This window comes from Clostridium merdae (genome assembly GCF_900176635.1).
GTDB classification, from domain to species: domain Bacteria; phylum Bacillota; class Clostridia; order Oscillospirales; family Acutalibacteraceae; genus Faecalispora; species Faecalispora merdae.
The window spans coordinates 598,878-611,121 of the sequence record NZ_FXLN01000004.1 but is presented as its reverse complement, the minus strand read 5'-3'; the positions used below and the strand labels follow the sequence as shown (position 1 = coordinate 611,121).

The window sequence follows — 12,244 nt, the reverse complement described above, 5'->3', positions numbered from 1 at the left end:
CCGCTGCCGTGAGGCTGTGGTAAACTGAGGTGGTACCGCGGAATTTCCGCCCTCTGCAGAAGAAAATCGCAGGGGGCTTTTTCTTTTCCCTCTGCATACTGAATTGGAGGAAATGATAAAATGGGAGTTTACGATGAGCTCGAAGCGAGGGGCATGATTGCCCAAATTACAAATGAAGAAAAGGTAAAGAAGCTGCTCAATGAAGACAAGGTAACATTCTATATTGGTTTTGACCCAACTGCGGATAGTCTCCATGTAGGGCACTTTGTGCAGATTATGGTAATGGCACATATGCAAAAAGCAGGCCATACCCCAATTGCTTTGTTTGGTGGCGGAACCGGAATGGTTGGTGACCCCTCCGGAAAAACCGACATGCGCAAAATGCTGACTATGGAAGATATTAGCCACAATATATCTTGCTTTCAAAAGCAGATGTCGCGCCTCATTGACTTTTCAGACGGAAAAGCCATTATGGCCAACAACGGTGACTGGCTTCTGAACCTGAACTATATTGATTTTTTACGCAAGGTTGGCGTACACTTTTCTGTTAACCGTATGCTTGCCGCGGAATGCTATAAACAGCGTTTGGAGAAAGGCCTGTCTTTCTTTGAGCTGAATTATATGATTATGCAAAGCTACGACTTTCTAGAGCTTAACGAGCGCCATAATTGCGTTCTGGAGTTGGGTGGAGACGACCAGTGGAGCAATATCATCGGTGGTGTTGAGTTGCTGCGCCGTATGAAGAGCAAAGAGGTATTCGGCATGACCTTTACTCTGCTCACCACGAGTGAAGGCAAAAAGATGGGAAAAACAGAAAACGGCGCGGTTTGGCTTGACCCAGAAAAGACCTCTCCTTTCGATTTTTACCAGTATTGGCGCAATGTGGACGACGCCGACGTCATCCGCTGCATGAAGCTGTTGACTTTCCTGCCGCTAACTAAAATAGCGGAATATGAGGCAATGGAGGGCAGCGAACTGAATCAGGCAAAAGAAGTACTTGCATATGAGGTTACCAAACTCATCCACGGGGAAGAAGAGGCGAATAAAGCGCAGGAGGCTGCCCGCGCTCTATTTGGCGGCGGCAGAAACTCTGATAATATGCCAAGCTCTGAAATCCTTTCATCTGACCTGACGGACGGTTCCATTGCGATTTTAGATGTGATGCTAAAGGCTGGCCTCATTCCCTCAAAGGGCGAGGGACGCAGGCTGATTCAGCAAGGTGGTGTCTCTGTGGACGATGAGAAAATTGCTGCGTTAGACCATATGCTCACCACGGCACATTTTGAAAAGGGTTATGTTATTATTAAAAAGGGTAAGAAGGTATTTCATAAAATCATTCTGAAATAAAAGAGACATTCTCTCTTTATTTCAACGGTTTACCGTATCTTCCTCTGTAAAGCACAGGGGAAGATACCAGGTGGTAAAAATGAGCATTTATTTTTATAAAGAGAGGGAAGAATCTATGAAACAGCGCTGCTGGCCTGCTCCATTAGCAACAGCCTTGCTTACATTGTTGGTGTTCTTCCTTTTTCATTTGTACCCATTTGAGAATCAAACGTTGGCCTGGTGCGACATGAAGCAGCAGGTCATTCCCTTTTTGCTTGATTTTCAAAACATTTTAAAAGGCAATGCAGATTTTCTGTTAAACACACAGAATGCCGGTGCAATGAGCTTTTTGGGCGTTTTCTTCTTTTTTGTATCAAGCCCATTTACGTTCTTAGTTTTGCTTGTTCCAGCCGAACAGATGTATTTATTCGCCAACATTTTAGTTTTACTAAAGATGGCGTTCTGCTCTTATACCGCCGCGCTGTTCTTAAGGCACCGGTTTCATAATTTGAGTACCATTCAGATTCTTTCTTTATCGATTATGTATGCCTTTGGCGGGTACAGCATGCTATATTTTCAAAACATGGTGTGGCTGGATGTAATGGGCGTCTTTCCCGTTTTAATGATTGGTCTTGACCGGCTAATTGAGCAGAAAAAGCCGCTTTGTTATGCGCTAAGCTTAGCCGCCATCATAATTTTAAATTTCTATTTAACCTATATGGTGGTTATATTTGTTATCTTGGCCTTTGCCATATACCTGTATTTTACTTATAACAGGGAAGAGAGAAAGCAGCCCACTGTTTTATTAGGGATTTCTACCTTTTTGGCGCTGCTCACCACTAGTGTTGTGTGGCTACCGTCTTTATTTCAGTATTTATCATCTGCTAGAACGGTAGGCATTATAGAAAGTATTTCTTCGGGTTCTTTCTTTACAAGCTTTTATACAACTCTGCCGATCCTGCTTTGCAGTACCGGCGTATTTGCGGCAGTGGTAATTTTAAACCCAGTAAGCTTTTGGCAGCAGAGGAAAATGCGGAGCCTTTTCATTTTGTGGGTGCTGTTGGTAATTTCTCTATTTATTGAGCCGATTAATAAAATGTGGCATACCGGCAGTTATCAAGCCTTTCCCGCTCGCTATGGTTATATGACCGCATTTTTAGGGCTACTCTTTTTAGCGAAGGCAATTTCTGTTCTGAACAAAGAAGAACGGCATTTTCAGCGGCAAGACTGGCCGGGAATTAGCATTGGCATCTTTTTAATTACTTGCATGTCCTTGGTGGCATATTTGCTACTGTATTACCGTTACCGGGAGCTTAGTATATATACAAGAACACTCTGGCTTGATCAGAACGCTGTTTTATATTATCTTCTTTTTTCCATCTTAACGGTACTTTGCTATTACCTGCTTCTATATCTATACCAACACCGGTATTTAACGAAACGGTATTTTTCTTTGTTTTTGCTTCTTTTTATTTGTTGCGAGTCCATTTTTTCTGGCAGTGTATTTATTGGTTCTGCCGCAAACCCGGTCGCATTTTATGATTCTGTTTTTGATTTAAAAGATAAGATTCAAGACAACTCAATGTACCGAGTGAAAAATGGCCATAAGTATTTTGATGTAAATTTATTAGGTGGAATTAACTACCCTACACTCAATCACTATACTTCACTTACAGATGAAGATTTTATGTTTACGCTAAAGAGAATGGGGTATTCCTCTTATTGGATGGAGGTAAGCTCCCACGGTGGAACTGAACTAACGGATGCTTTGTGGGGAAATCGGTATACCATTCAGCGAGAATATGAGACCACTCCCAATGACCAAATACTTTACCAAAACGACCGTTACTCCTTGGTGAAAAATAAAGACCTCATGTCGTTTGGCACTGTTATTCAGGCTGATAATCTTTCAAATCTGAAAGAACTGCCAAATGGTACACGCCGCTCGATTCAGCAATATTTATTTTCGAGTGTATTTGGAACGGATGAATCGCTTACCGAGGAATACGAACCATCCTCCACTTCGAATGTATTTGTTTACGATACTGGCTCACAAATGGAGCTAGTACGTGAAAATCCAGAAATGGACGGCGACTTAGAATACCACGTCTTGGTAGATGGAACGCAAACCTTATATCTCGATTGCTTTGATCAGGTCACCAATCATTTAATGGAACCGGCCTATAAAAGCCTACGTGTTACCGTCAATGATGAAATTGTTGCATATCAGTACCCAACGCAGCAGGAAAACGGACTTTTAAACCTTGGTACCTTTACTGATGAGGCGGTTGATATTCGCGTTACTGTTCTACGAGATTTTCATGCAAAGTCTTTTGGAATCTTCAGCATGAATTTAGATACACTAGATTCCTTTGCCCAATCGGCTCCGAAATTGCAGTTAAAGCAAATTGGGAATCAGATTTCGGGCACAATACAGGCAGAGGGGAAAGCACCCAGCTTGCTGTTACCACTCTCTTATCATGAAGGGTACACGGCGAAGGTAAATGGGAAACCCGCAAAGGTATATCAAATTTTTGGCGATATGCTTGCCGTTCCTCTTCAGCAAGGAGAAAATAAGGTAGAGCTTACGTTTGTTCCGCAGGGTTTAAAGCCGGGTATCATCCTTTCCATTGCAGGTGCTTTGGCTTTATTGGGCTTCTGGCTGTTCTTAAGAAAAGGCGGGTATCGGTACCTGAAACCACTTGAATTACCTGCAATATGGATTTTCCGTATTTTATTCTTTATTGTGTTAGCTGGTATTTACTTGTTCCCGCTTATTGTATATGCAATTGGTTAAGAGCCTGATTGTATCAGTATTTGAATCGAAAAGGGCATCGTATTTTACGATGCTCTTTTCTTATATCCATAATAATTGTTTTGAAGTAAGCTCATGAGATATAAAGGATTGGCATATCTGGCAAAGCTTTTGCTAGCCTCTCGCGTAAAAAGGCCTCTGCCTCTGCACGTATTTCATTGCGATAACAATATTTGCCGCGGCCACGCCCCGTCATAATCTCTTTGTCAAACAATGGGTACCCGTTGGGGAATGCCTCTGTGTTAATTGCATTTTGAACAAAGCTATAAGTCATTAAAATAATCTCTAAAAATCCGTGCTGAGTTACTTTGGGGCTAAGCTCTGTTGCGAGCTGTTCAATTAAGTCTCCATATAGGTGTTTCCACTCAGGAACTAAAATGACGGGGGCGATTAGAATACCCACTGGGTAGCCTGCTTCAGCCATGTTATTCAGAGCGTGAATTCTGTCTTGTAGGGGAGAGGTTCCAATTTCAACATGCCGAATAATTTCATCTGGATTGATGCTCATGCGAAAGATAACTTTTTCTTGATGATTCAGCCCTAACAAAGGTTCTACCATATTAAACTTAGTTGGGAATGTAATCTTCCCGCGGCCCTCACGGGCAAATCGTTCAATGGTGTAAATCAAATTATCTGTAATGGTGTTTTCTAACACCAAATCGCTATTACTACCTATTTCAAAGGTTTCCGGTTCAATTGCTTCCGCTGCTTTTTTTATAAGCCTATCCAGCATTTGTTCTCGGTTAACAAACAAACGAAGATAGGAACATTTATTGTAATTGCATACCAAGTAGCAGTAAAGGCACATTGCTCTGCAACCGGATGAGGTGTAGGGAACCAGCCAATCAGACACTTTATGGTTGGGCGTATATTTGTGTGTTTTTCGTATACCAATAATTAAATGCTGTTTTAGTTTTGGAAAATCCTTATTTTCCGCTTCTGTCATTTCGGGGATTCGGTTATGGCTCTCGATTTCAATCCATGGTAAATCGTTGTATTTTTGTTTGAGAATTTGGCCCAGTTCGTAAAAAAGTGAGTCGGGCTCATAGTAAACCGCGTCAAAGCCTGTATTCAAAGTTCATTCCTCCTCTTACTTCAGTTTTCCCAAAAGAGAAAGGAACTATAAGCATTGAATTTTAATCTTAAAATAGAAAAAAGCACCCAGAATATCCGATTAAAGATAAACTGAGTGCTGAATTTATTACGCATTAATTATTCTTGCGGTTCTCTCATCGCCTGCTCAATTGCAGTGAGCGTTTCGGGGTAATCTGCAAAGGTAACCAGCAAAGACACCTCATCATCTGATGTTGTAATGATACGAACATCAGTAGAGACACGGGCGGCGGCGGCAAATACAGCTGCTGCAATACCGGGGGTGTTTTTCATTCGTTGGTCGCAAACAGTAATTTTGCTGTTACCACTGCTTACAATCATTTTTATTTCATGTCTGGATTGCAACTCAGAAGTAAATTGAAGCATTTTGCCCAAATCTTCATCCGCAATGGTGAATGAAAGAGAGGTAAAAGCACCTTGCGTAGGGGAGAGGGAAATCATATCTATATTTACTTCTAACGCCGCAATTTTCTCAAACAATTCGCAAATAAAAGAAATGTTTGCCGAGCAGTTTTGCAATGTGATTAAAGTGATTTCACTTGACGAAGAAACCGTCGCTCCGGGCATCAAGATTCCTCCTTATGATCGGCCAGCAGGTCACTCATATTGTACATACCGGCAGACTTACCGATTAAGAACAAAGCGGCATTGATGGAACCTGTTGAAAAAATCTCTTTGGATTGCGCCGAGTGAGTAATGCTTAAAATCTCATCTGGGCCTGCAAACACAACCTCGTGTTCCCCAACAATCGTACCGCCACGAACAGAATGAAGACCAATTTCTGTTTTACTTCTCTTTTTACGCTGAGAATGCCGGTCATATTCATAATGGGGCTCATCTTCTACTGTGGAAGAGATGGCATCCGCAATCATAAGCGCAGTGCCACTGGGGGCGTCTACTTTCTGGTTGTGGTGTTTTTCAATGATTTCTACATCGAACTGACCCCAAAGAACAGACGCAGCCTTTTTCGCTAATTCAATCATTAAATTAACCCCAAGGGACATATTACCGGAGTAAAATATCGGAATGCTTTCAGAGGCTTTTTTAATTTGAGCCACTTGGTCTTTTGAAAAACCAGTGGTGCAAATTACCATAGGCATTTTGCGAGAAACCCCCAGCTCCAGCAAAGAAGAGAGAAGAGCAGGATTGGAGAAATCGATCAAAACATCCGCTTCACAGCTAATGTCGGCCGCAGAAGAGAATACCGGGAACTCTTTTTCTGCGCCTGCAAAAGCATCAACACCCGCAACCGTAATGCAATCGGGGCGGTTTTTTATTCCTGCGGCAATGTAATTACCCATTTTTCCATTGCATCCGCTTATGATAAATCTAGTCATTTTATCATTCCATCCTTAAATTAATCACAAATGGCCTTTTTAAATCAGGCCATGCTTTTTCATTACAGAAACCATCTTTTCACGGGTGGCATCATTCATTGCAACAAGGGGGAGACGGCATTCGCCGCTCTCAAAGCCAATGAGATTTACCGCTTCCTTAATCGGAATGGGATTCACATCTACAAACATGGCATTCATTAAATCGAGGTATTGAAGGCTAAGAGCACGGCTCTTTGCCAAGTCTCCGTCAAAGAAACTCTGGCAAATATTGTGCATAACAGCGGGGCAGATATTAGCCAAAACAGAAATAATACCCTTACCGCCCAAAGACAGAATCGGCAGAGTTTGGTCATCGTTACCAGAATAAATGTGCAGGTTTTCGCCGCACAGTGCAGCCGTTTGTGCAACCGAAGAAATATCTCCGTTGGCTTCCTTTGTAGCAACAATATTCGGGTGCTTGGAAAGTTCGAAGTAAGTTGCAGGCTGAATGGCACAGCCGGTACGAGAGGGTACGTTATACAAAATCATAGGCAAATCGGTTGCATCTGCAATTTTGGTAAAATGCTGAATTAAACCTGCCTGAGAAGTTTTGTTGTAGTAAGGTGTAACGCTGAGCTGTGCATCTGCACCAAAGCGCTTTGCCTCCACAGCTAATTCAATTGCATATGCGGTATCGTTGCTTCCAGTACCTGCAATCACCGGTACACGGTGAGCAACCTTTTTAATGGAATACTCCAAAACACCGCAATGCTCTTCGTGTGAAAGTGTTGCGGATTCGCCCGTAGTGCCGCAAGAAATAATTGCATCGGTTCCATTATCAATTTGAAAATCGATTAAACGACCCAGCATATCGTAATTAACCGAGCCATCTTGGTTCATGGGTGTTACAATTGCAACGCCGGAGCCAAGAAAAGGAGCCTTCTTCATAATAGCAACCTCCTATTATTATAGTATATACCATAAGGTTAAAGTCTCTTCCCCGCAAGCAGCGGGGAAGAGGTTTCATCAAGAAAAAATAGGCTTAGTCCATATAACCTTGTGCACAAAGTAGCTCGCCTAACAGTACAGCACCACCGGCCGCACCACGCAGAGTATTGTGAGAGAGGCATACAAACTTAATGTCATACTGGCTGTCTTCACGAAGGCGACCAACGGATACCGCCATACCGCCTTCAATGTTTCTGTCCAGCTTTGTTTGTGGACGGTCGTTTTCTTCAAAATAATGCAGGAACTGCTTGGGTGCGCTGGGCAGCTCAAGCTGCTGGGGTACACCGGCAAAATTGTTCCAACGGTTTAAAATTTCATCTAAAGTCGGCTTTTTTTCAAAGGAAGCAAATACGGCGGCAATGTGGCCGTCACTAACGGGTACACGCAGGCACTGTGCAGTAATCGCCGGAGAAGTTGCATTTACAATTTGGTCACCTTCAATGTGTCCCCAAATCTTCATAGGCTCCTGTTCGGATTTCTCTTCCTCACCGCCAATATAAGGGATTACATTGTCTACCATTTCAGGCCATGTCTCAAAGTTTTTACCAGCACCGGAAATTGCCTGATAGGTGCATGCCAGAACCTTTGTAATGCCAAAATCCTTTAGGGGGTGCAGTGCAGGTACATAGCTTTGCAAGGAGCAGTTTGATTTTACTGCGATAAAACCACGTTTTGTTCCAAGGCGCTTTCTCTGGGCTTCAATAATTTGAGTATGCTCAGGGTTGAGCTCCGGTACTACCATGGGAACATCGGCTGTGCCGCGGTGTGCGCTGTTGTTCGAAACAACGGGGCACTCTGCTTTGGCGTAAGCTTCTTCCAAAGCTTTGATTTCTTCTTTTTTCATATCGACTGCGCAGAATACAAAATCGACCATCGATGCAACTTTTTCTACATCTTGTTCTGCATTGAGTACAATCATATCCGCCATCTTCTCAGGCATGGGAGAAGGCATGAGCCAGCGTTTTCCCACGGCTTCGCGGTATGTTTTCCCCGCAGAACGGGCACTTGCGGCCAGCGCGGTCACCTGGAACCACGGGTGGTTTTCTAATAATGTGGCAAATCGTTGCCCTACCATACCGGTTGCTCCAATTATGCCTACCTTATACTGTTTCATGGGTTGTTCCTCCTAATGTAAGAAAATGGGATAGAAAATAAAAAAAACCGGTTGAAAACCGGTCATCAATCAAATATAATTAAGAAGCATTCCAGTTGCAGAAAAACAGCTGCAAACTGTGATAGCTCTCCACCATACTCTCATGATGACAGTCATGCCGTTGTTCACGGTCATAACCAGGTAAATGCTTGCCGCACATTTCCTTCGGCGACTTTCCCTTTCACAGGCTCTCGTCGGTTTTGGCAACCTACATCCCGCTACTTTTGAAAGACGCGCCTCTATCTTCGTTATTTTTATCTTGTTTTATCATAGCACGGGTTGCTATCAGTTGTCAATTTATTTATAATAGAAAATAGTAATTAATTTGAACCAATTTTAGGAGATAAAGAATGGAACAAACTTTAAATACAAAAGATTTTGATTTTGATTTGCCGGAGGAGCTAATCGCACAAACTCCAGTAGAACCTCGAGATACTTCCCGGCTATTAATTTTAGATAAAAAAACCGGAGAATTAGAGCACAAGCATTTTTATAATATTATTGAGTACCTTAAGCCGGGTGATTGCCTTATTTTAAATGATTCTCGTGTACTGCCTGCCAGAATTTATGGGATTAAGGAAGGTACCGGCGCAAGGGTAGAGTTTTTATTGCTTGCCGCGAAAGGGGACGATGTTTGGGAGGTTCTTGCTGGCCCTGGCAAACGCGCCAAACCTGGCAATCGCTTTTCGTTCGGTGACGGGCTCATGACCGCTGAAGTGCTTGAAATTATGGAGGGTGGTAACCGATTAGTAAAATTTGACTACCAAGGTAATTTCTATGCCGTTTTGGATCAAATTGGTCAAATGCCCTTGCCGCCCTATATTAAAGAAAAATTACAGGATAAGGAGCGCTACCAAACCGTATATTCCCGTGAGGTTGGTTCCGCTGCTGCGCCTACCGCCGGGCTGCACTTTACCAATGAATTGTTAGCGAAAATAAAAGAAAAGGGCATTCGGGTAGGTTACGTTACGCTGCATGTGGGGCTGGGTACTTTCCGGCCTGTGAGCGTTGATAAAATTACAGACCACAAAATGCACTCCGAGCATTATTGGATGCCGCAGGAGACGGCTGACTTAATCAATGAGACAAAGAAAAACGGAGGCCGCGTGATTTCTGTTGGGACAACCAGTTGTCGCACCATTGAATCCGTAGCTAAGAAAGAAGGCTGCTTGAAAGAAAGCGGCGGCTTTACGGATATATTTATTTATCCGGGCTATGAGTTTCAGGTGCTCGATGGCCTGATTACGAATTTTCATCTCCCCGAAAGCACGTTGATTATGCTTGTGTCTGCATTGGCAGGCAGAGAGCATGTTCTAAACGCATACCGGGTTGCCGTGCAAGACAAATACCGGTTCTTCAGCTTTGGAGATGCGATGCTTATCTATTAAACATGTAGTGTTTTAGAGATTAGATTCTTACAATAATTAAGATAGTAAAGGAAAAGAAATAATGCTGAAAATACAAACCAAACAGGGACGTGCCCGCCGTGGTTCTTTTGAAACCGTACACGGTACCGTTCAAACCCCAGCCTTTATGAATGTTGCCACTGCGGGAGCAATCAAAGGCGCTGTGTCTGCACTGGATTTAAAAGAGCTGAAGTGTCAGGTTCAGCTTTGCAACACGTACCACCTTCATTTGCGCCCGGGTGATGATAAAGTAAAACAATTGGGTGGCCTGCACCGCTTTACCCGCTGGGATGGCCCTATTTTGACAGACAGCGGTGGGTTTCAGGTATTCTCCCTTGCAAAACTGCGCAATATAAAGGAGGAGGGGGTCACGTTCTCTTCCCATATTGACGGGCACAAAATCTTTATGGGTCCGGAAGAAAGCATGCGTATCCAATCGCGTTTGGCTTCTACTATTGCAATGGCATTCGATGAATGCGTAGAAAATCCAGCCGAGTACGCTTATGCAAAGCAATCTTGCGCACGCACCACGCGCTGGCTTAACCGCTGTAAGGCAGAAATGGATTTGCTTAATACACTGCCAGATACCATTAATCCGCACCAAATGCTTTGGGGCATTAATCAGGGTAGCACCTATGAAGACCTTCGTATTGACCACATGAAGCAAATTCGTGAGCTGGATTTGCCCGGCTATGCCATAGGCGGCTTAGCGGTGGGGGAAAGCGCGCAGGAAATGTACCGCATTATTGAAGCCGTAGAACCCGAGATGCCGGAAGATAAACCCCGCTACTTGATGGGAGTGGGAACTCCCGACAATATTTTAGAGGCAGTTTACCGTGGAGTCGACTTTTTTGACTGTGTGATGCCAACCCGTAATGCGCGCCATGGGCACTTATTTACCTGGCAGGGGAGAAGAAATTTGTTCAACGCCAAATATGCGCTGGATGATACACCTTTAGATGCAGAGTGCGATTGCCCGGTGTGCCGCAATTTCAGCCGTGCCTATTTGCACCACCTCTTTAAGGCGGGGGAAATGCTTGCAATGCGCCTTTCTGTAATGCACAACATCTATTTTTACAATACGCTAATGGAGAAAATTCGCTACTCATTAGAACAGGGTAGCTTCGACACATTTTATAATGAAAATGTTGAAAAATTAGGACAAAGAATCTAAATTGGCTTGCATGATTCTTTTTTTATTGCTATAATTTAAATCACTAATATGGAGGTGCTGTTTTTTTATGAATCAATTATTACCCTTGGCGGCAACCGCTGCAGCTTCTGGCGGTTCCATGTGGCAAATCATAATTATCTACGCGCTATTGTTTGGTGCGTTGTATTTCTTTATGATCCGTCCGCAGCAAAAGAAGAAAAAGGCGGAGGAAGCACTCAAAAAGAATGTACAGGTAGGCGATGAAATTACAACAATTGGCGGCATTGTTGGTCGTATTGTTGCAATTAAGGAAGAGAGCGATACCTTTGTTCTTGAGTCTGGAATCGACCGCACAAAGATTATTGTAAAGCGTTGGGCTTTGGGCAAAATCAACACCGTTCATGAGGATGATAAATAAACAATCCTCCATTTGCCAGAAAAACTAGTATATTTTACCCCTCCTGCGAATATCTATGAAACGTAGAGAACATGCAGGAGGGGTATTTTATATGAAAAGACCAAAAAGAGTCAAATCCAATAGAGAACGTATGCAAAATCCGGTATGGAAAATACTTCGCCCAATCGTGTTCGGCACGTTAGCTGGTGCGGCGGTTTGCACTGTTCTTCTTTTGGTACTATCTTTGATTTTGGTGGCTGCAAAACAGTTGCCGCAAAGCTTATTGCAGCCTTTAACGGTGCTCATTGCGGCCTTAGGCGCTTTTGCTGCCGGGTACATAGCAGCGCGTATGTCTGGTGAACGCGGTATGATGAACGGTGCGGGTTCCGCGTTCTTATTGTTTGGTCTGCTATTTATAGCAGGGCTTACCATTACAGGCGAAAGCGTTTCTGCATTTATGCTTACCAAGGGTCTGATTATGGTTATTACCGGTGCAATTGGCGGTATTTTGTCAGTAAACAAAAAATCAAGGAGAAAATAGGCTTTTCAAGTTTCCA

Annotated in this window: 11 protein-coding genes, 1 riboswitch and 1 other annotated feature (1 of these 13 running past the window's edge); of the genes, 6 read left to right on the top strand and 5 right to left on the bottom strand. The window is 43.3% G+C overall.

All coding sequences use genetic code 11. The features are described 5' to 3' along the window. Positions 1-57, top strand: a binding site (T-box leader); it begins 194 nt to the left of the window's first position. A 63-nt stretch (positions 58-120) separates the two neighbouring features. After that, on the top strand, positions 121-1,347 hold the full coding sequence (tyrS, locus tag CAN90_RS08365) for a tyrosine--tRNA ligase (RefSeq protein ID WP_085833378.1): 1,227 nt from the start codon (positions 121-123) through the stop codon (positions 1,345-1,347). 79 nt (positions 1,348-1,426) lie between these two features. Then, positions 1,427-4,123 (top strand): YfhO family protein, encoded by a 2,697-nt coding sequence (locus tag CAN90_RS08360; RefSeq protein WP_242953609.1) that lies wholly within the window; start codon positions 1,427-1,429, stop codon positions 4,121-4,123. A gap of 91 nt (positions 4,124-4,214) precedes the next feature. Here the strand turns inward: CAN90_RS08360 and CAN90_RS08355 are convergent, their stop codons facing one another. The 5 genes from CAN90_RS08355 to asd form a co-directional block, all read right to left on the bottom strand. Further along, a complete protein-coding gene (locus CAN90_RS08355; protein WP_085833377.1) occupies positions 4,215-5,216 on the bottom strand; it encodes an SPL family radical SAM protein in 1,002 nt (333 codons plus the stop codon). Between the two features lie 137 nt (positions 5,217-5,353). Continuing rightward, complete coding sequence (locus tag CAN90_RS08350) at positions 5,354-5,821, bottom strand: ACT domain-containing protein (protein ID WP_085833376.1); 468 nt, start codon at positions 5,819-5,821, stop codon at positions 5,354-5,356. After that, entirely contained in the window at positions 5,821-6,591 is a 771-nt protein-coding gene (gene dapB, locus CAN90_RS08345; RefSeq protein ID WP_085833375.1) for a 4-hydroxy-tetrahydrodipicolinate reductase, read from the bottom strand. The genes CAN90_RS08350 and dapB overlap by 1 nt, the downstream gene beginning before the upstream one ends. Positions 6,592-6,630: 39 nt before the next feature. Beyond that, positions 6,631-7,518 carry a 4-hydroxy-tetrahydrodipicolinate synthase gene (dapA, locus tag CAN90_RS08340; RefSeq protein WP_085833374.1) on the bottom strand — a complete coding sequence of 296 codons (888 nt, stop codon included), beginning with the start codon at positions 7,516-7,518 and terminating at the stop codon, positions 6,631-6,633. A 94-nt stretch (positions 7,519-7,612) separates the two neighbouring features. Next, positions 7,613-8,692, bottom strand: a complete 1,080-nt coding sequence (asd, locus tag CAN90_RS08335; protein WP_085833373.1) for an aspartate-semialdehyde dehydrogenase — start codon at positions 8,690-8,692, stop codon at positions 7,613-7,615. Between the two features lie 114 nt (positions 8,693-8,806). Next, a riboswitch (Lysine riboswitch) is annotated at positions 8,807-8,981 on the bottom strand. A 100-nt stretch (positions 8,982-9,081) separates the two neighbouring features. Between asd and queA the strand changes: the two genes are divergently transcribed. The 4 genes from queA to CAN90_RS08315 all read left to right on the top strand — a co-directional run bounded on the left by queA (position 9,082) and on the right by CAN90_RS08315 (position 12,228). Beyond that, a complete protein-coding gene (gene queA, locus CAN90_RS08330) occupies positions 9,082-10,119 on the top strand; it encodes a tRNA preQ1(34) S-adenosylmethionine ribosyltransferase-isomerase QueA (RefSeq protein ID WP_085833372.1) in 1,038 nt (345 codons plus the stop codon). Between the two features lie 61 nt (positions 10,120-10,180). Then, entirely contained in the window at positions 10,181-11,311 is a 1,131-nt protein-coding gene (tgt, locus tag CAN90_RS08325) for a tRNA guanosine(34) transglycosylase Tgt (RefSeq protein WP_085833371.1), read from the top strand. 67 nt (positions 11,312-11,378) lie between these two features. Then, complete coding sequence (gene yajC / locus CAN90_RS08320; RefSeq protein WP_085833370.1) at positions 11,379-11,708, top strand: preprotein translocase subunit YajC; 330 nt, start codon at positions 11,379-11,381, stop codon at positions 11,706-11,708. A 91-nt stretch (positions 11,709-11,799) separates the two neighbouring features. Further along, positions 11,800-12,228: a TIGR04086 family membrane protein gene (locus tag CAN90_RS08315; RefSeq protein WP_085833369.1), complete on the top strand. Its 429-nt coding sequence runs from the start codon at positions 11,800-11,802 to the stop codon at positions 12,226-12,228. The last annotated feature ends 16 nt before the right edge of the window (positions 12,229-12,244 follow it).